The following is a 19207-nucleotide window of genomic DNA, read 5'->3' as shown; positions in this document are numbered from 1 at the left end:
CCCGCTCACCACAAGTTTGTGGCAGCCTTTCGTTTCCTTAACTGACTGGCATTAGGGTTGGCTCCCACAGTTAATTTCTTGTCACAGAGATTTCAGTACACCCCACCCGCTGCGGCTGGGGTTTCAATCTGTTTGAAGCGTCCAGCCAGGGTTTGCAGGCCGCGCATCAACACGGTGGTATCCACGCCGACGGCCACAAACGTCGCGCCCAATTCCAGGTAGCGGCGCGCCAACGTCTCATCAGCACTTAAGATGCCCACGGCCTTGCCCGCTTTACGCACCCGCGCAATGGCGTCTTCGATCGCTGCTTGCACGTCCGGGTGCCCCGGATTACCGCGATGGCCCATGGCGGCCGAGAGGTCCGCCGGGCCGATGAATACGCCGTCCACACCGTCCACCGCAGCAATCTCATCCAGGTTCGCAAGGCCCACGGTATTTTCGATTTGTACCAGCAGGCACATTTCTTCATCGGCCTTGTCCAGGTAGTCCGGCACGCTGTTCCAGCGCGACGCCCGTGCGAGGGCACTGCCGACACCGCGCACGCCGTGCGGCGGGTAGGTGATGGCGCGCACCAGTTCACGGGCCTGGTCGGCGCTTTCGACCATGGGCACCAGCAGGGTTTGTACGCCGATATCCAGCACTTGCTTGATCAGCGCGGTGTCGCCCACCACCGGGCGGATGATCGGTTGCGACGGGTAGGGTGCAATGGCCTGCAACTGGCCAAGCAGGCTGCGCAGGTCGTTGGGGGCGTGTTCGCCGTCGATCAGCAGCCAGTCGAAGCCGGCGTTGGCCGCCAGTTCCGCGCAGTACGCATCGGCCAGGCCCAGCCACAGGCCGATTTGCGGTTCGCCGGCCTTGAGGCGGGCCTTGAAGGTGTTTTTCAGCATGGTTCAACCCTCAGACGAAACGGCAGGCGATGCTGCCCAGTTGGTCGTAGTCGACATGGAAGGTGTCCCCAGGATTGGCCGCCACCGGCCGGGTGAACGAGCCGCCAAGGATGATCTGGCCCGCTTCCAGGGTCACGTCGTAGGCCGCCAGCTTGTTGGCCAGCCACGCCACGCCTTTGGCCGGGTGGTTGAGCACGGCGGCACTGACGCCGGATTCTTCGATCACGCCGTTGCGGTACAGCACCGCCGGAATGCGCCGCAGGTCCACGTCGGTGGGGCGCACGGGGCGGCCGCCCATCACCACGCCAGCGTTGGCGGCGTTATCGGAAATGGTGTCGAACACTTTGCGGGTCGCGCCGGTTTGCGGGTCGATCTGCTGGATACGTGCGTCGATGATTTCCAGTGCCGGGATCACCCATTCGGTGGCGTCGAGTACGTCGAACACCGACACGTTCGGTCCCTTGAGCGGCTTGCCGAGGATAAACGCCAGCTCCACTTCAACCCGCGGCACGATGAAGCGTTCGAAGGGAATGTCGGTCCCTTCGTCAAAGAACATATCGTCGAGCAGCGCGCCGAAGTCGGGTTCGGTGATGTTCGACGACACCTGCATGGCGCGAGAGGTCAGGCCGATCTTGTGGCCGACCAGCTTGCGCCCGTCCTTGATTTTCTGTGCCACCCACGCCCGCTGGATGGCGTAGGCGTCTTCAAGCGTGATGTCGGGGTAGGCCAGGGAAAACTGCGGCACCTGTTGGCGCGTGCGTTCGGCGGTGTTCAGGCGAGCGGCCGCCTGTTGGATCAAAGTCGAATCGAGCATGACGGGTCTCTTTGCAAAGAAGGGTTCAGCGGTTGAACAGCGGGTGCAGGCTGCTGTGTTTGCCGTCGTAGACCTGGCCTGGGCTTTCGTCGATCTGCAGGGTGATGCCGATCGGTCGTTGCAGCAGGAGGTGGCCCAGGCGGGTATTCAGCACCGCCAGCAGGTGGTCGCCGACCTGCTTATGCACCGCCGCGCTGCGACCTGCACCCATGCGCAGGTTGGCGTACAAAAAGCCGTAATCGCCCTGGCCATCCGCCACTGCGCAGTGGGCGGCGGGGTAGGCCAGCACGCGGGTGCCGCCCTTGGGGAACACGGCTTTGCCGCTTTCGTCCTGTTGATCGAGCATGGTGTCGGCGAGTGCGCGGCACAGGCCTGGGATATCGGCGCCGTGTTCCAGGTCGGCGGTGTAGAGCAGCACGAGATGGGGCATGTGAGGCTCCTGGTCAGAGACGGCTGGTGGACGCCACGGCGCTGGGGTTAGACGCACTGGCCGGCGGCGTCGCCGAACCGTCCTGTGGCGTTACCGGGAAAATCGCGTTGATCTGGCCGGTGCCGGAGGCGGCGAAGTAGGGCGTGAGCACCTCGACCTCGGCGTCGTAGTTCGACCAGCCCATGGCCCCCAGCAGCATCGCGGTGTCGTGCATAAAGCCTTCGCCGTGGCCCTTGGCCGCGTACTCCGGCAGCATGCCGCAGAACTCCGGCCATTCGGCGTTCTGCCACATCTGCACCACACGCTCATCGAGGGTTTCAAGGAACGGGCTCCAGATTTTGGTGGCGAATTCCGGCGCCTGGCCGTTCTGCGCAAAGCGGTGCGACAGCGAGCCACTGGCGAGGAACGCCACGGTGCCGTCGTAGTGGTCTTCCACCGCCTTGCGCATGGCCCAGCCCAGGCGCGCACTGTCGTTGAGGTAGTGCGAGGTGCACAGCGACGACACCGAGATCACCTTGAAATGCTGGTCGGCGTTCATGTAGCGCATCGGCACCAGGGTGCCGTATTCCGGCGCGAGGGTGGTGGCGTGGTGGGCCATGGTTTCCACGCCCAGGCGGTTGCATTCATCGGCGAGGAGCTTGCCCAGTTCGGGGTTGCCCGCAAACTCGTATTCCATGTTGCTGATGAAGTGCGGCAGCTCATTACTGGTGTACAAGCCTTTGAAATGCGGCCCGCAATTGATGTGGTAGTTGGCGTTGACCAGCCAGTGGGTGTCGAACACCACGAGGGTGTCCACCCCCAATTCGCGGCAGCGCCGGCTGATTTCGAGGTGGCCGTCGATGGCGGCCTTGCGAAACCCCTGGCGTGGGCCGGGCAGTTCCGACAGGTACATCGAGGGAACGTGGGTGATCTTGGCAGCGAGAGCAAGCTTGCCCATGACGGTTCTCCTGGCGGGGCCCTCGGGGGCCCGTATTCTTGTGATGGTCTGCGCGAAGGTCGCCCCGTTTTATCACGATGGCGAGCCGATCCTTACACACCCCAACGTGGAATGTGATGGCTGCCCATGGAGATGCAGATGTTCTTGGCTTCGGTGAACACTTCAAAACTGTACTCGCCGCCTTCACGGCCAGTGCCGGAGCCTTTCACGCCGCCGAACGGCTGGCGCAGGTCGCGTACGTTCTGGCTGTTGATGAACACCATACCGGCCTCGATGCCGTAGGCCAGGCGATGGGCCTTGCCGATGTCCTGGGTCCAGATGTAGGAGGCCAGGCCGTACTCGGTGTCGTTGGCCAGGCGCAGGGCCTCGGCTTCGTCCTTGAACTTGATCAGGCACACCACCGGGCCGAAGATTTCTTCCTGGGCAATGCGCATGCGGTTGTCCACATCGGCAAACACGGTGGGCTGGATGAACTGGCCCTTGGACAAGTGCGCCGGCAGGTTGGCCGGGCGCTCCAGGCCGCCGGCCAGCAGGTTGGCGCCTTCCTCGATGCCGATCTTGATGTAGCCGGTGACCTTGTCGTAGTGGGCCTGGGTGATCATCGAGCCGACCTGGGTTTTCGGGTCTTGCGGGTCGCCGACGATCAAGCGCTTGGCGCGGGCTGCGAATTCGGCGACGAACTGGTCGTACACGGTTTCCTGGATAAAGATGCGGCTGCCGGCGGTGCAGCGTTCGCCGTTCAGCGAGAAGATGGTGAACAGCGCCGCATCCAGGGCGCGATCGAGGTCGGCATCGTCAAAGATCAGCACCGGGCTCTTGCCGCCCAGTTCCATCGAATATTTTTTCAGGCCTGCGGTCTGCATGATCCGGCGCCCGGTGGCAGTGCCGCCGGTGAAGGAGATGGCGCGCACATCCGGATGGCGCACCAGCGCATCGCCGGCCGTGGCGCCGTAGCCTTGCACCACGTTGAGCACGCCGGGCGGGATACCGGCTTCCAGTGCCAGGCGCCCTAATTCATTGGCCGTCAGCGGCGACAGTTCGCTCATCTTCAGCACCGCTGTGTTGCCAAGGGCCAAGGCCGGTGCGGTCTTCCAGGTGGCGGTCATGAACGGCACGTTCCACGGCGACACCAGTGCGCACACCCCCACCGGCTGACGCAGGGTGTAGTTGAGCATCTGGTCATCCACTGGGTAGCTGTGGCCGTCCATGCGGGTGCAGACTTCGGCGAAGAAGTCGAAGTTGTGGGACGCGCGGGGGATCAACACGTTCTTGGTCTGGTGGATCGGCAGGCCGGTGTCGAGGGTTTCCAGTTCGGCCAGGTTGGGCACGTTCTGCTCGATCAACTCACCGAGCTTGCGCATCAAGCGCGCGCGCTCCTTGGCCGGGGTGTTGGCCCATTTCGGGAAAGCTTCCTTGGCGGCAGCCACGGCCAGGTTCACCTCATCGGCACCACCGCTGGCAACTTCGCCAAGGGCTTCGCCGGTGGCCGGGTTGTAGTTGGTGAAGGTGTCGGGGCTGTCGACTTCGCGGCCGTTGATCCAGTGCTTGATCATGCTGTTCTCTCTGTTGTTTTCAGCCGCGAGCGGCAAAGAATTCGGATTCGCTGACAATGCGGTTGACCAGCCGGCCAACGCCTTCGACTTCGACCACCACCTCATCGCCCGGCACCACGTCGGCCAGGCCTTCGGGTGTGCCGGTGGCGATCATGTCGCCGGGTTGCAGGGTCATGAAGCTGGAGAAGTATTCGATCAGGTAGGGGATGTCGAAAATCATGTCGGCGGTGCAGCCTTCTTGTTTCAGCTCGCCATTGATCCAGGTGCGCAACGTGAGGGCTGACGGGTCGGGCACATCGGCGGCGTCGACGATCCACGGGCCGACCGGGGTGGTGCAGTCGCGGTTTTTTACCCGCAGGTTGGGGCGGTAGTAGTTTTCCAGGTAGTCGCGGATGGCGTAGTCGTTGCACACCGTGTAGCCGGCCAGGTAGCCAAGGGCGTCTTCGCGTTTTACGTTGCGTGCCGGCTTGCCGATCACCGCCACCAGTTCGCACTCGTAGTGCATGTACTTGACGTTATCGGGACGCCAGGTGGTTTGGTTGTGCCCGGTGTAGGTGCCGGGTGACTTGATGAACGCCAGTGGTTCGGTCGGCGCATTGAAGGCTAATTCAGCGGCATGGTCGGCGTAGTTCAGGCCCAGGGCGAACATGCTGCCTTTGGCGGGCGGCAGCCATTCCACTTGCTGCTCGGCGAGTAGGCGGCCATCGGCGAGCCGGACGGCATTGTCGGCCTCTACCGTGACGGCATGGATTTGGTTCTGGTAGCGGATGCGTGCGTGTTTCATCGGGGTTTCCTCACTCGGCCACAATGGGGTTGGTCAGGCGACCCAGGCCGCTGATCTCGACGACGACTTCATCGCCGGGCACGACGTCGACGCGGCCTTCGGGGGTGCCGGTGATCAACACATCGCCCTTGTGCAGCGTCATGAATTCACTCAGCTCGGCAATCAATCGGGGAATGCTGCGTACGAAATTGGCGGTGGTGTTTTCCTGGCGCACTTCGCCGTTGACCAGCAGCGTGAGCACCAGGGCGTGGGCATCCGGCACTTCGTTGGTGGGGATCACTTCGCTGCTGAGCGCACAGAAACCATTGCGGCATTTGGCCTTCACGGCGGGGCGGTAGTAGCTGTCTTCGGGCAGGCTGAACTCGTTGACGATCACGTAGCCGGCGACATGGGCGAAGGCGTCCTGCTCGGTCACGCGGCTGGTGGTCTTGCCGATTACCACCCCCAGCGCCGGGCCAGGTTGCAGGCGCTCGCCGGCGGGGGCGATCACGGCTTGACCGTCGACGGAGCGGGTGTTGGGAGTCTTTATGAACAGCACCGGTTTTTGCGGTGGCTTCTGGTAGGGCGGCTGGTTGAATTCGTCCAGTCGGCTGTGCAGCAGGCCTTGGTAGTTCAAGGCGATGCCGAACAAGGTACCGGTGGCGATATCGCTGGCGGCGCGGCGCATGTCTGACTCCTGAATCGGGCTGTATTGATTAACATGTTAACCTTGTAATTAAGATGTTAACAATGGTCGTTCGGGATTTTTTTCCGCTCAGTGTTTGTTGGTTTTTTGCGTCGATTAAATGTATTTGGCTGGTTACCAAAATGCGCAATTGTCGTAAATGAGATCTTTTACCAATAGTGTTTCATTCGTATTTGTTATCCCTTAGACTCCGCCCCGCTGGCGTTTGGCCGCATTTGGCCCGCCGCAACAACAATAATTATCCGGGGCAGGGGAGCAGGGCGTGAATTTCAAAAAACATACAATCGCGTTGGCGGTCGGTTCGATGGCGAGCATGGCCGGCGGCGCCTGGGCTGCTGAATCGCAAAGCATGGAAATCGCGCCGATCACGGTCAGCGGTGAAAAAATAAACCGCAGCCTTGAGCAGACCCAGTCCAGCGTCGTGGTCGTCACCGAGCAGCAGCTACGTGACAAGGCCGACCACAGCCTGGTGGATGTGTTTGCGCGCACGCCGGGTGTGTACAGCCAGGCCGGTAACGAAAACTGGGGTATTCGCGGTGTACCGGTGTCCGGTTTCGATGACCAAGGCCCGGCCACCCTCAATGGCGCGGTGTCGGTGTACGTCGACGGCGCCGTGCAGCCCAACCGCACCCTGACCCTCACGCCAACCACGCTGTGGGATGTGGAGCAGGTCGAAGTGTTTCTCGGCCCACAGTCCACCACCCAAGGGCGCAACTCCCTGGCGGGCGCCGTGGTGATCCAGACTCGCAACCCCACGTTCCAACCGACGTTCTCGGCGCAGACCAACGTGGGCAACTACGGCGAAAAGGGCGCGGCCGTGGCCGGTGGTGGCTCCATCGTCGATGACAAGATCGCCGGGCGCATCGCCCTGGACTATCAGGACGGTGACGGCTACATCGACAACATCGCCCTGGGCAAAGACGCCAACCCCCATCGCACCAGCAATGCCCGCGGCAAATTGCTGATCGTGCCCACCGATGACCTCGATGTGTTGCTCACCTACGCCCACAACGAGCACCGCCAGGGCGACAACTCGGTGATGCGTACGAAGGACAAGGTGCGTTACTACAAGATTTCGTCCGACACCCAGGCCTACGACAACCTGATCCAGGACACCGTCAGCGCCAAGGTCGACTACCGCCTCGACGACCAATGGTCGCTGACCAGCCTCACCGCCAACACCGCCTCGGACTACAACAACCGCTTGGATTTCGACCAAAACGCCGTCGACAACGAAGTGATCCGCCGCCGCCAGGATGGCAACCTGTTCAGCCAGGAGCTGCGCCTGAACTACAGCTCGGACACCGTGAAGAGTTTTGTCGGTGCGTACTACGGCCACAACACCAACAATTTCCACGATCAGTTGCTGTTCGATAACGTCCTGGCCAGGACCGTCAGGGGCGACACAACCATTGAAAACAAGGCACTGTTTGGTGAAGTCGACTGGACCTTCGCGCCGCGCTGGACGTTGATCACCGGCCTGCGCTATGACCACGAGACCAACGACACCGACATCAAGCAGGACGAACTGTCCCGGCCCGCCAAAGTCAGCAAGTCGTTCGCGGCCCTGTTGCCCAAGCTTGGCATCAACTACGAACTCGCCGCAGGCCAGTACTTGGGCTTCATGGTGCAGAAGGGCTATCGCGGAGGCGGCGTCAACGTGCGTTCCGGCAGCGGCCACGAGGCCTATGACCCGGAATACACCACCAACTACGAGCTGTCATATCGTGGCTCATTCTTCGACGACACCCTGCGCACCCGCGCCAACCTCTACTACACCGACTGGAAAGACCAGCAGGTCAGCGTGCGCGAGGCCAACAGCAACATCATCAACGTGTACAACGCCGGGCGCAGCGACATCAAGGGCCTGGAAGTGTTCGTCGAAAAAGACCTCAGCGAGCAGTTGACCCTGACTGCCGGCGGCGCGATCACCGACAGCCAGTACAAGGACTTCATCACCGACAGAGGCCAGGACCGCAGCGGCGAGGCGTTCCTGTATGCACCCAAGTACAAGGCATCGGTGGGGGCTGTCTATCGTGTCAACGAGCGCCTGACCCTGAACACCGACGTCACGTACCAGAGTACAGCGCCGTCGGCGTATGAGTTCAACACAGCCGGCAAGGTGACCGGCGAGCGGCGCAGCGACAACTACGTGTTGGCTAACTTCAGCAGTGAGTACAAGGTCACCCGGAATGTGGCGGTGTCGGGCTTTGTGAAGAATGCCTTCGACAAGCAGTACGTCACCAACAATCGGGATGATGAAATCATCGATGCCGGTGCACCGCGTACGTTTGGCATGGCGGTGCGGTACGACCTGTAAACCCGATCCTAGATTGGAATAGGTTCAAATGTGGGAGGGGGTTTGCCCTAATGCCAGTCAGTTAAGGGCAAACACCGTCAGTGTGGCGAGGGAGCTTGCTCCCGCTGGGTCGCGTAGCGGCCCCAAAGATGGGACTGCTGCGCAGTCCAGCGGGAGCAAGCTCCCTCGCCACAGGTTAGCTTTTACTCTTTCTAACCCTTAACTGACTGGCATTAGGGCAAACCCCCTCCCACAATTTGATCCGATTCCTATCTGGGATTCAGGTTGAAATCCACACCGAAACACACAAACCACGCTGTGCCACCGGGTCGCTGAACGCCAGTTCCACCCGCGCCCCGGTGCGCTCGCAGATCGCCTTGACGATCGACAGCCCCAGCCCGGAACCGGCCTCATCGGTGCCCAGGCTGCGATAGAACGGGTCGAACACTCGCGGCTGTTCTTCTACGGCAATGCCTGGGCCTGAGTCCTTGATTTGCAGCTGTACAGCGCCGGGCGTTGCTTGGACCGACAAGTCGATGCGCCCGCCCGGTGGGGTATAGCGGATGGCGTTGTCTACCAGGTTCTTCACCAAGGTAAACAGGTCCAACTCGTTAAAGTCCACGTGCGCGTCCTGGGGACTGTCGACGCCGATGTCGATCTGCTTGCGTTCGGCCAGGGGCAGCAGGTCTTCCAGGACCTGTCGATAAAACTCATGTACCGAAAGCCGGGTTTGTGCCCGTTCTGATGTCGATTGCGCCGCCGCCAGGCTCAACAGCTGATCGATCAGTTTGCGACCGCGCTCAATGCCCCGTGACAACGGGTCAAACCGCTCGCGGGTCGCAGGCGACATCTCGGTGGCGGCGAGCCGCTCAGCCTGCAAGGACAAGGCGGTCATGGGCGAGCGCAACTCATGGGCAGCATCGGCGACGAAGCGCCGCTGGCTGTCCATGGACTGGGCCACCCGCGCCAGCAGGCGATTGATGGCGACCACAAAGGGGCGTATTTCACTGGGCAAGTGCTGTTCCTGGATCGGATGCAGTGCCTGCTCGGCCCGCTGGTCGATCTCCGCCGCCAGCACGCCGATCGGGCGAAACAGCTTGCGCACCAGGTCGCCGACCACCAGCAACAGCACCGGAAACAGAATCAGGAAGGGCAACAAGCTGCGCCACGCACTTTCGCGAGCATCCTTGTCGCGGGCGTCCTGCTCCTGCGCCACGGCAATCCGCTGGCCCTGGGCGGTGCTGCGCACCAGCACGCGAAAGGCTTCACCCGCGACCTCAACGGTAGACAGGCCATCGGCGAGCGTCGTCGGAAAGGGCAGGGGCAACGCCTCATCGGTGGTGCCCGGCGAATGCTGGCCGTCACCCAGGTATTGGATGATCACCCGCGACTCTTCGTCATCACCGTCAATGGCCGGGCCTTGAGGGTACTGCAAGGTCATTTGCTGGCGGTCAAACAGCATCGCCACCTGGCGCAAGGTGGCGTCTTGTTGTTCGTGGGCCTCGTCAAACGCCGAGACAAAGGCAAACACGCTGGCCAACAGCGCCACCACCAGGATCGCCACGGACAACGTCACCGACAGGCGCAGTTGCACCGACTCATTCAAACGTTTTTTGAAACCATCCATCCCATGCCCCTGACGTTCTTGATCACGTGACTGCCCAACTTGCGCCGCAAAGCATGAATCAAGAACTCGACGGCGTTGCTTTCGACTTCGTTGCCCCAGCCGTACAGGCGGTCTTCCAATTCACTGCGTGACAGGATCGCCCCGGGGCGAATCAACAACGCCTGCAGCAGCGCAAACTCGCGGCTGGACAGCGCCACGCCGGGTTGTTCTGCGGTGCTGGCTTGCTTGGACAGCAGGTCCAGCGACACCACGCCATTCCCCAGCACCGACAACGCGCTGCCGCCTTTACGGCGCAGCACTGCGCGGATGCGAGCGAGCAGTTCCGAGAGGTCGAACGGCTTGAGCAAATAGTCATCGGCACCGCCGTCGAGGCCGCGCAGACGGTCGTCGAGGTTGTCACGGGCGGTGATGATCAGCAGGGGCACCGGGTTGTTGCGCCCACGAATGGTGTCCAGCACATCGAGGCCGTCCTTGCCGGGCAGGCCCAGGTCCAGCAGCACCAGGTCGTAGGGGTGGGTATCGAGGGCGGCCAGGCCCGTGAGGCCGTTCTTGACCCAGTCGGCGGCGTAGCTCGCATCGCTGAGGGCGCGTTGGATGGCATCGCCAATCATCGGGTCGTCTTCGACCAGCAGTATCCGCATGGCACGCTCCGCAGAAAAAAAGCACACGCGGCGAGGTGGTCGCCGCGTGTGTAGTGAAGCACCTGTGCAAGCAAACGTCAGCCTTTCATCAGGTCGAAGGCCTTGAGCAGGTCGTCCATCGAGGCTTTGCAATCGGCCTGGTTCGGGCTGCCGTCACGCAAGGACGAGAGTGCACGGTCGATGGCTTTGTCCAGCACATGCCAGTCGCTGGCGGCACGCGGCTTGATGCCGGCTTCGGCGGCGTCCCAGCTGCTTTCCAGGTCTTTGATGCGGGCTTTGGCACCTGCCAGGTCGTTGCTGGCAACCAACGCCGAGACGTCCACCGCGATGTTACGGAACTCGGACAGGTCGCCCAGTTTCGACGCCTGGCGCTGGCTGGTCGGCGCGCCTGCGGCGTCCTTGGGTTTGTCGGCAGGTTTGGAGCAGCCGGTGGCGATGCCCAGCATCAGAATGGCTGATGCGATGGCGACGCGGCGAATCAGGTTTTGTACAGGACGCATAAGGGTTTCCTTGGTGTGAATAATCATTGGGTAATGGCTTTGCGGTTGCCGACGCTGAACTGCGCAGCCGCCACCAGCAGCACGATCACGCTGAGAAACAGCGCGCTGGTCCAGCTGGCGCCCATGCCCAGGCCGCCGTAGGTCTTGGCCTGGGTAAGCAGGTCGCCCAGGGAGGCGCCGAATGGCCGGGTGAGGATGTAGGCGACCCAGAAGGTCAGCACAGAGTTGACGCCCACACTCCAGGCCAGCAGCGTGACGCCGATCAACGCGGCGAAAATCACCGCGCCGAGGGTGAACCCCAGGCCCAGCGCTTCGGTAGCCAGGTCTCCGGCAGCGGTGCCGAGGGCAAAGGTGCAGAGCACGGTGGTCCAGTAGAACCACTCGCGGCGCGGGGTGACGATGGCGCGGATCGACAGGCTGCGTTCGGTGCGGAACCAGACCATGAAGTTAAGCGCCAACAGCACCGAGAAAATCGCCGTGCTGGTGTACAGGCTGACGTCGAGTTTATCGGTGAGGATGTCGGTGATCTGTGTGCCAACGATGCTCACCAGCACCACGGTCAGCCAATAGATCCACGGCGTGTAGGCCTTGGTGCGCATCTGCCAGAACAGGGCGATGGCCAGCAGCGCGGCCATGCCCAGGCTGGTCCAGCCCGCGCCGAAGCCTGCGTCCACGGCGAGGTAGTCCGCGCCAGTTTCGCCCACGGTGGTGGACAGGATCTTGATCACCCAGAAGGACAGCGTCACCTCGGGTACTTTGTTCAGCCAACGGGCTGCTGTGGCATTCATCGGGTTTACCTCTCCTTGACGGCGCAGTGGTTGGCGCAGGGGAGAAGGTAAACCGCGAAACTTAGCTGGGACTGAGGGCGGCGGTTTTTTTCAGGACGTGAGCCAGGCCCACGGTGGTCAGGTGCACCACGCTGCCCAGCGGCGGCGCCTGCAGGCCAGAGCTGCGCACCAGAATGGCTTGGCCGTCGCCTTGCAGTTCCACGGTGAGGGTGCAGGTATTGCCGCCGAATTCGCGTTCGGTCACCACGCCCCGGCAACCGGTAACGTCGGTGAGACTGAGCTGCAACTGTTCAGGGCGCAGCATGATCCGGGTGCTTTCGTGGTCGAGCTTGCTATCCACCGATATGCGGCCCAGGCCGCAATGGGCCCAGCCGCCTTCGATCCTGGCGGGCATCACCACCGCTTCGCCGAGGAACAGCGCGGTTTGCTCGTCGACCGGGTATTGGTACAGGTCCATCGGATGGCCGGATTGCACCAGTCGACCCTGGCGCATCACCGCCAACTGGTCGGCAAATGACAGCGCCTCGCTTTGATCGTGGGTGACCAGGATCGTGGTGATACCGGCATCGCTGAGCAGGCGCGCGACCATCTTGCGCATGGCTGAGCGCAGCCCGGTGTCCAGCGCGGAGAAGGGTTCATCCAGCAGCATCAGGCGTGGCTGTTGGGCCAATGCGCGGGCCAGCGCCACACGCTGCTGCTGGCCGCCGGAGAGTTCGTGGGGCCAACGCTGCGCCATGGTGGCATCGAGGGCCACGCTGTCCATCAGTTCGGCGATGCGTGCGTGGCGCGGCTCGCCCTTGGTTGCCAGGCCGAAGCCGATGTTGTCGGCCACGCTCATGTGTGGAAACAGCGCGCCGTCCTGCGGTACATAGCCAATCTGGCGTTGGTGAGCTGGCACGGCGTGGTTGTTGTCGACCAGGGTTTGCCCGTTCAGCGTGAGGCTGCCGGTATCCGGGAATTCAAAGCCGGCAATCATCCGCAACAAGGTGGTCTTGCCCGAGCCGGACGGCCCGACGATCACCGTGCGGCTGCCGGTGGGCACCGACAGGCTCACATCCGCCAGGGCGCGCTGGGCGCCGAAGGATTTGCAGAGTGCGTTGAGTTCGAGGGCGTTCATCGGCCTGCCGTGCGTTTGGATTGGTGATAGAGGAGGCCGGTCAAGGGCAACGACAGCAGGATCATGATCAGCGCATAGGGCGCGGCCGCTGCGTAGTCGATCTCGCTGGTCATCGCCCAGAAGCCGGTGGCCAAGGTGCGCGTGCCATTGGGGGCCAGCAGCAAGGTGGCGGTCAGTTCATTGGTGATTGCCAAAAACACCAGCGCCGCTCCGGCAGCGGCAGACGGTGCGGCCAGGCGCATCGTGATCAGCCACAACGCCCGACCTGGCGAGCGGCCGAGGCTGCGGGCCATGTTTTCCAGCTCCACCGGGGCCTGGGCGATGCCGGCGCGCAGGCTCACCAATGCCCGTGGCAGGAACATCAGCAGGTAGGCGAGCAGCACGGTAATCGTGGTTTGGTAGATCGGCCGGGCGAAGTGGATGGTGACCGTGACCAACGCCAGGGCCACGACGATACCGGGCAAGGCACTGGTGATGTAGTTGCAGCCTTCCAGCAGGCGCTGCAAGCGCCCCGGTGCACGGATCGACAACCAGGCAATCGGCACCGCCGCGCAGGTAGTCAACACCGCACCGGCAATGCCCAGCAGTACGGTTTGTTCCAGCGCTGGCAGCAACTCGCCCAACTGCCAGACTTCGCGGCCTCCGGCGATCAGCCATTTGCCCAAGGTAATCAGCGGAACGCCGAGGGCCAGTGCGCAGGTTGCCGTTTGCAAGCCGAGTGAGAGCAGGGTGGTGCCGTTACCCAGCACGACAATGCGCTGTTCTCGGGCGCTGCCCGAGCCGACCCGCGCATAACGCGCATGGCCGCGTGCGGCGGATTCGACGGTGAGCATGGCCAGGCAACACAACGCCAACACCGCCGCCAGCATATTCGCCGCCGGGCCGTTAAACGTGGATTTGAACTGATCGAAAATCGCCGTGGTGAACGTATCGAAACGAATCATCGCGTACAGGCCATATTCGGCCAGCAGGTGCAGGCCCACCAGTAGCGCACCGCCGCAGATCGCCAGGCGCAGCTGAGGTAGCACCACCCGGAAAAACACCGCCCAAGGCTTGAGCCCAAGGGATTCAGCCACGTCTTCAATCGCCGGATCAAGCCGACGTAATGTAGCCGCCACCGGCAAGTACAGAAACGGGAAATAGGCAATCACCGACACCAGCACACCGGCGGGTAAACCGTGAATCGACGGCACCAGGCTGACCCAGGCGTAGCTGTGCACAAACGCCGGCACCGCCAGTGGCGCAACCGCCAGCAACGACCAGAAGCGGCGGCCCGGCAGGTCGGTGCGTTCGGTCAGCCACGCCAGCGCAACGCCCAACACGATGCACAACGGCAGCGTGAGTACCACCAGCAGCACGGTGTTTGCCAGCAGTTCGCCGACGCGAGGGCGCCACACCAACGCTTCGATCTGCGCCCAGCCGATCTGCCAGGACACGCCGATCACAAAGGCAATCGGTAGTAGCGCCAGCAGTGACACCAACACCGACAAGCCGGTGACCCACGTGCCCCCACGGCTTTTCATCCAGCCGTGGGCGCGTTTGCGTGGCGCTGGGTGTGCAACGCCGGGGAGGGAGGTTTCAGGCAGCAATCAGAGCAGTCCGGCTTGGGTCATCAACTCAACGGCTTTCTTGCTGTTGAGCTTGGAGGCATCGACCTTCGGCGCGTCCAACTGTGCCAGCGGCGTCAGCTTGGGGTTGGACTGGGCGTTCTGGCCCACGGCGTATTCGAACGAATTGCCGTCCTTGAGAATGGCCTGGCCATCTTTGCCGGTGATCCACTTCACGAAGGCCTGGGCCTGTTCCTGATGTTTGCTGGACGCCAATACACCGGCCCCGGAAATGCTCACAAACGCGCCTGGGTCCTGGTGTTTGAAGTAGTGCAGTTTAGTGTTCTTGCTGTTTTCGCCGGTCTTGGATTGGTCGACGAAGCTGTAGTAGTGATAGATCACGCCGCTGTCGACCTGGCCGGCGTTGACCGCCTTGAGCACTGCGCTGTTGCCGCGGTAGATGCTGGCGTTGGCCTTCATCGCCTTGAGCCAGTCGAGGGTGGCGGCTTCGCCTTTCAGCTCCAGTACGGCGGCAACGATGGCCTGGAAGTCGGCACCGGCCGGGGAGGCAGCCCAACGGCCTTTCCAGCTGGGCGAGGCCAGGTCCATCAGCGATTTAGGTAAGTCGCCGTCCTTGAGCTTGCTCGGGTTGTACACAAACACCGTGGAGCGCGCGGCAATGCCGACCCACTTGCCATGGGCCGGGCGATAGGCGGCGTCCACCTGTTCCAGGGTGGTCGGTGCAACGGGCGCGAACAACCCGGCGTTGTCCACCAGCACCATGGCCGGGGAGTTTTCGGTGAGGAACACATCGGCCGGGGAGGCGGCGCCTTCCTGCACGATCTGGTTGCCCATCTCGGTGTCATCGCCGTTGCGGATCGTCACCGGGATACCAGTCTCCTGGGTGAACCCCTCGACCCACGCCTTGGTGAGGCTTTCATGCTGGGCGTTGTACACCACGATGCCCACCGAGTCGGCGGCATACACATGGCCTGCGCTGACCAATGCGGTGGCGAGCAGGGCTTTTTTGATAAAGGACGGAAGACGGGTGGTCATGCGGTGAGCGCTCCGGTTTTTATTAATGCACGGGAAATCCGCGAGAGGTCGATTGAGACTAGACCAATAGGAATCATTTGCATGTTTGGGCGCGGCGAATGTAGAGGGGGGAATGAGAAAAAAACGTCAAATTAACGGTTAACAATTGTGATGAGGTCGAACAGTCGCTACAGATCAAATGTGGGAGCGGGCTTAACCGTGTTTCAGGCAGTCGATGGAGAGATCCACCGTAGTCTTGGCAATTTCCAGCAAATGCCACACCGCCAGGATTTTCGCCCGTTCGGGGCTTGCCAATTGCTCACCGCAATCGAACTATCGAGACGCCTCCGGCCCGCAGCAGCACAGAGGTGTCTGCGAAAGCCGGAGCAACTTGAGCCGCGCGATAACACTATGCCACGACCTAGATGACGATTATTCAAACTCTCTAATTGTCTGCTGCTATTGCCTTTCCGCAAGTAGCGAAAGCTTCTCCATGGCTTGGCGCAGATGTGTCTTAATTTTTGAACCTATAACACGGCCAAATAGCGGAGCTAAAAAGCCGCGCATCTCGACACTGTGCACTATTCTCCCTCCCCCATCAGAAGTCGGTTCATAACGATGAATAAAATCAACAGTCGTTAAAGGAAGGTTAGCTCGGTCGATAAAGTGGCTAAATTCCTCAACCTCTGTTAGTACGAACGACACAACCGGCCCGTCAGCTGGCTTCATTGTTCCTATCGCTCCCTCTTCAAATGGACCTTGCCATTTTACCCATTCCAACTGATCGTCCCACTTTGGCCAGTTTTCCGCATCCGCCCATACTGACCAAACTTGTGCCGCAGTGGCCGGAGTATTAACAGTTTCGACATGTACCCATTCAAACATAATGAAACTTCCTATTTAGTATTTTGGCCAAACGATTCTAGATATCACGTGCTTGCCGTTGATTCGGCGCTACATTTCCGCTAACACAGAGGCTATTAGTAGCGATTTTCATAAGGTTTTATGAAAGATTCTTTTTAGTTAACGCTTGCCGTGTACAAGAAGTCTTGCTGGCTTCGATTGTTGTCGGAGCATTAACGCAGCTGATGTAGTCGATGCTTTTGTATGTTTGTCAGACGCAACTAAAAATAGCACTGGCAAAAATAATATGCATGTAGGGTCGCGCCATTGCAGGCTGTAGGGTTATTCCGGCGAGATATATTGGTTTTTTGTGTTCGCTATTTCTAACCTGCTGGTATATAGCTTAAAAGATATAAGTCTTCGTTCGACTTGGCCATTACTCCAAGGACGGCAAGGCTTGCTTAACCGAGCTAGCGGGGCATGCCTGATTGGGTTTGCCGTTTGGCAGATGGTCCGCGTTCTAGGGCTGTGACGTTTGCCTGCGATGACGGTGAATCGGACACCAACACGGTGACCGCCAGGCCGCCATCGCGGGCAAACCAGCTCCCAGCTTTTTTAGTTGTGTTTCAGGCACTCAATGGAGCGATCCACCGTGGTCCTGGCAATTTCCAGCAAGTGCCACACCGCCAGGATCTTCGCCCGTTCGGGGCTTGCCAATTGCTCACCACAGTCGAGCGCTGTCGCCGATGCGCTATCGAGCAAGCTGGCGGTGTAGAGCAGGGCGTCTTCGAAGCTGAGGTCTTCGTTGACCGAGTGGAAACCTTGGGTGGGCAGGTAATGGTCGATGGCGCGGTTGAAGGCGGCGCGGTCTGTTGCGGGGTCGATGGGTGGATCGGGTAGGACTTTGTTCATGGTGTAGATCCTTGTGTAGATAGGAGCCAACACCTGTCGCGACTAAACGATGGGTGGCGGCTGTACGCAGGTTAGTCGACCGGCCACAAGGAAATCCGGCGCACCCGAAGGTGCCCTGCGCACAGCCACCATAAAACTTCATGTGACCATGCGCCTTGTGTCATTCCGAGCGACTAAACCCGATCACTGAATGGGCAGTGACGGACCGCAGACTAGCCACCGATTCCAGCAGGCACAAGGCGGCAGGGATTGTCTAGGAAACGTCCTGCAATTAAAAGCGATGCGCCTTGCTGGCCCTTTACAAACCATGACAAAACGCCAGTAACCCACCGAAGTACCCTGATGCATGGAGATCCAAAATGTGGGAGCGGGCTTGCTCGCGAAAGCGGAGTGTCAGTCAGTGCATTTGCACACTGACCCACCGCCTTCGCGAGCAAGCCCGCTCCCACAATTAACCGAGTACGGGCCGTCAACGCATATGCAAAATAATCGGGCTGCTGCTCGCCGGGTCGGTATGCCCACGCAGCTTGCCCACTGCCTGTGTGTCCACTGCGCCCCCTTTATTGCCCCAGGTGTTGCGCACATAGCTCAGCACCTCGGCAACCTCCTGGTCGGACAACTGCTCACGAAACGCCGGCATGCGATAGGCGTCCGGTACGCCGGCGACCACGATGCGTTGCGAGCCATTGAGGGTGATGTTGATGGCCGAGGCGCTTTCCTTCGCAAGTGCCGACGTGGCACCGGCCAACGGCGGCATCCACTCGGGCTGGCCCTTGCCGTCCAAGCCATGACAGGACGCGCAGCGAGTGGCGTAGGTGTGGGCACCTGGGCCGGTGTCGGCAGCGGCGGTCTGATATTGCCACGGCGTACCGTCACGCTGCGGATCGCCCGGCAGAGACTTGAGGTAGCGGGCGATGGCGGCCAAATCGTCATCAGCCATGAACTGGGTGGAGTTGTTGAACGCCTCGGTCATCGAACCGAATACCACCGCATGCTGGTTACGCCCGGTCTTGAGGAACTGCACGATCTGCGGCTCGGTCCAGCGGCCCAGCCCGGTGTTGGGGTCTTGGCGCAGGCTGGGGGCGTACCAGCCGTCGAGCAGGGCGCCGCTGAGGAAGGGTTTGCCGGATTCGTCCAGCGCTTTTTCGTTGAAGGCCAGGCCACGGGGGGTGTGGCAACTGCCGCAGTGGCCGGGGCCTTGGACGATGTAGGCACCACGGTTCCACAGCGCATCCTGGTCGGTTTTGGCCGCATAGGGCGCGCTTGGGGCGAACACGCCGTTCCACAGGGCGATGGGCCAGCGCAGGTTCAATGGCCAGGGAATGTCGCTGGGGATATTCGGCTCGCTGGCCGGTTGCACGCCTTGCATAAAGAACGCGTACAGCGCACGCACGTCTTCGTCGCTGAGCTTCACATAGGACGGGTAGGGCATGGCCGGGTAAAGCCTGCGGCCACCCGGTGCCACGCCGTGGCGCACCGCACGGTCGAAGTCGGCCAGGCTGTAGGCGCCGATGCCGTGTTCGCGGTCCGGGGTGATGTTGGTGGCGTGAATCGCCCCCAATGGCGTGGCCATTTCCAGGCCGCCGGCAAACGGCGTCTTGCCCGGCAGGCTGTGGCAGGCCACGCAGTCGCTGAGGCGGGCGACATATTCGCCACGGCTGACCAGTTCGGCGTCCACGCTTGGCGCTTGTTCAAAAGGCGTGGTGGGCTGGCGGGTAACGTACCAGGCCAGTACACCTGCGGCGACCAGGCAGGGCAGCGCCAGCCAGCCTGCGGTTCTTACGAATCGACGGTTGTTCATGGGCGGT

General features: G+C 61.5%; 18 protein-coding genes and 1 pseudogene. 1 reads left to right on the top strand and 18 read right to left on the bottom strand.

Annotated features, from left to right (window positions below; all coding sequences use genetic code 11):
- Positions 1 to 92: 92 nt before the first annotated feature.
- The 7 genes from hpaI to ACLD1Y_RS25245 all read right to left on the bottom strand — a co-directional run bounded on the left by hpaI (position 93) and on the right by ACLD1Y_RS25245 (position 6072).
- Positions 93 to 887 carry a 4-hydroxy-2-oxoheptanedioate aldolase gene (gene hpaI / locus ACLD1Y_RS25275; protein ID WP_429480486.1) on the bottom strand — a complete coding sequence of 265 codons (795 nt, stop codon included), beginning with the start codon at positions 885 to 887 and terminating at the stop codon, positions 93 to 95.
- A gap of 10 nt (positions 888 to 897) precedes the next feature.
- Positions 898 to 1701, bottom strand: coding sequence for a 2-oxo-hept-4-ene-1,7-dioate hydratase (gene hpaH, locus ACLD1Y_RS25270; RefSeq protein WP_429480485.1), 804 nt, complete (start codon positions 1699 to 1701; stop codon positions 898 to 900).
- A 25-nt stretch (positions 1702 to 1726) separates the two neighbouring features.
- Positions 1727 to 2131, bottom strand: a complete 405-nt coding sequence (locus tag ACLD1Y_RS25265; protein ID WP_429480484.1) for a 5-carboxymethyl-2-hydroxymuconate isomerase — start codon at positions 2129 to 2131, stop codon at positions 1727 to 1729.
- Between the two features lie 13 nt (positions 2132 to 2144).
- Positions 2145 to 3068: a 3,4-dihydroxyphenylacetate 2,3-dioxygenase gene (hpaD, locus tag ACLD1Y_RS25260; protein ID WP_429480483.1), complete on the bottom strand. Its 924-nt coding sequence runs from the start codon at positions 3066 to 3068 to the stop codon at positions 2145 to 2147.
- Positions 3069 to 3160: 92 nt separating this feature from the next.
- Positions 3161 to 4621, bottom strand: a complete 1461-nt coding sequence (gene hpaE / locus ACLD1Y_RS25255) for a 5-carboxymethyl-2-hydroxymuconate semialdehyde dehydrogenase (protein ID WP_429480482.1) — start codon at positions 4619 to 4621, stop codon at positions 3161 to 3163.
- A 19-nt stretch (positions 4622 to 4640) separates the two neighbouring features.
- Positions 4641 to 5405: a fumarylacetoacetate hydrolase family protein gene (locus ACLD1Y_RS25250; RefSeq protein WP_429480481.1), complete on the bottom strand. Its 765-nt coding sequence runs from the start codon at positions 5403 to 5405 to the stop codon at positions 4641 to 4643.
- A gap of 10 nt (positions 5406 to 5415) precedes the next feature.
- Entirely contained in the window at positions 5416 to 6072 is a 657-nt protein-coding gene (locus ACLD1Y_RS25245; protein WP_429480480.1) for a fumarylacetoacetate hydrolase family protein, read from the bottom strand.
- A 280-nt stretch (positions 6073 to 6352) separates the two neighbouring features.
- Between ACLD1Y_RS25245 and ACLD1Y_RS25240 the strand changes: the two genes are divergently transcribed.
- Positions 6353 to 8410, top strand: coding sequence for a TonB-dependent receptor (locus ACLD1Y_RS25240; RefSeq protein ID WP_429480479.1), 2058 nt, complete (start codon positions 6353 to 6355; stop codon positions 8408 to 8410).
- 259 nt (positions 8411 to 8669) lie between these two features.
- Here ACLD1Y_RS25240 and ACLD1Y_RS25235 read toward each other — a convergent pair whose 3' ends face one another.
- The 11 genes and pseudogenes from ACLD1Y_RS25235 to ACLD1Y_RS25185 form a co-directional block, all read right to left on the bottom strand.
- On the bottom strand, positions 8670 to 10016 hold the full coding sequence (locus ACLD1Y_RS25235; RefSeq protein ID WP_429480478.1) for an ATP-binding protein: 1347 nt from the start codon (positions 10014 to 10016) through the stop codon (positions 8670 to 8672).
- Positions 9992 to 10657 (bottom strand): response regulator transcription factor, encoded by a 666-nt coding sequence (locus ACLD1Y_RS25230; protein WP_429480477.1) that lies wholly within the window; start codon positions 10655 to 10657, stop codon positions 9992 to 9994. The genes ACLD1Y_RS25235 and ACLD1Y_RS25230 overlap by 25 nt, the downstream gene beginning before the upstream one ends.
- Before the next feature lie 77 nt (positions 10658 to 10734).
- Positions 10735 to 11157 (bottom strand): hypothetical protein, encoded by a 423-nt coding sequence (locus ACLD1Y_RS25225; protein ID WP_429480476.1) that lies wholly within the window; start codon positions 11155 to 11157, stop codon positions 10735 to 10737.
- A gap of 23 nt (positions 11158 to 11180) precedes the next feature.
- Positions 11181 to 11945 carry a COG4705 family protein gene (locus ACLD1Y_RS25220; RefSeq protein WP_429480475.1) on the bottom strand — a complete coding sequence of 255 codons (765 nt, stop codon included), beginning with the start codon at positions 11943 to 11945 and terminating at the stop codon, positions 11181 to 11183.
- A gap of 61 nt (positions 11946 to 12006) precedes the next feature.
- Positions 12007 to 13062 (bottom strand): ABC transporter ATP-binding protein, encoded by a 1056-nt coding sequence (locus ACLD1Y_RS25215; protein ID WP_429480474.1) that lies wholly within the window; start codon positions 13060 to 13062, stop codon positions 12007 to 12009.
- Positions 13059 to 14585: an ABC transporter permease gene (locus tag ACLD1Y_RS25210; protein WP_429480507.1), complete on the bottom strand. Its 1527-nt coding sequence runs from the start codon at positions 14583 to 14585 to the stop codon at positions 13059 to 13061. Before ACLD1Y_RS25210 ends, ACLD1Y_RS25215 begins: the two co-directional genes overlap by 4 nt.
- Positions 14586 to 14651: 66 nt before the next feature.
- Positions 14652 to 15665, bottom strand: a complete 1014-nt coding sequence (locus tag ACLD1Y_RS25205) for an iron ABC transporter substrate-binding protein (protein WP_429480473.1) — start codon at positions 15663 to 15665, stop codon at positions 14652 to 14654.
- A 192-nt stretch (positions 15666 to 15857) separates the two neighbouring features.
- Positions 15858 to 15974 (bottom strand): annotated as a pseudogene (locus ACLD1Y_RS25200) (DUF6124 family protein); the annotation flags it as partial.
- A gap of 129 nt (positions 15975 to 16103) precedes the next feature.
- Positions 16104 to 16529: an SRPBCC family protein gene (locus ACLD1Y_RS25195; RefSeq protein ID WP_429480472.1), complete on the bottom strand. Its 426-nt coding sequence runs from the start codon at positions 16527 to 16529 to the stop codon at positions 16104 to 16106.
- Between the two features lie 573 nt (positions 16530 to 17102).
- Positions 17103 to 17399 carry a DUF6124 family protein gene (locus tag ACLD1Y_RS25190; RefSeq protein ID WP_429480471.1) on the bottom strand — a complete coding sequence of 99 codons (297 nt, stop codon included), beginning with the start codon at positions 17397 to 17399 and terminating at the stop codon, positions 17103 to 17105.
- A 469-nt stretch (positions 17400 to 17868) separates the two neighbouring features.
- Positions 17869 to 19200, bottom strand: a complete 1332-nt coding sequence (locus ACLD1Y_RS25185) for a c-type cytochrome (RefSeq protein WP_429480470.1) — start codon at positions 19198 to 19200, stop codon at positions 17869 to 17871.
- Positions 19201 to 19207 lie beyond the last annotated feature (7 nt).

The sequence above is a fragment of the Pseudomonas sp. 18175 genome (genome assembly GCF_050432925.1).
Lineage (GTDB): Bacteria > Pseudomonadota > Gammaproteobacteria > Pseudomonadales > Pseudomonadaceae > Aquipseudomonas.
This window is presented reverse-complemented; position numbering and strand designations above follow the sequence as displayed.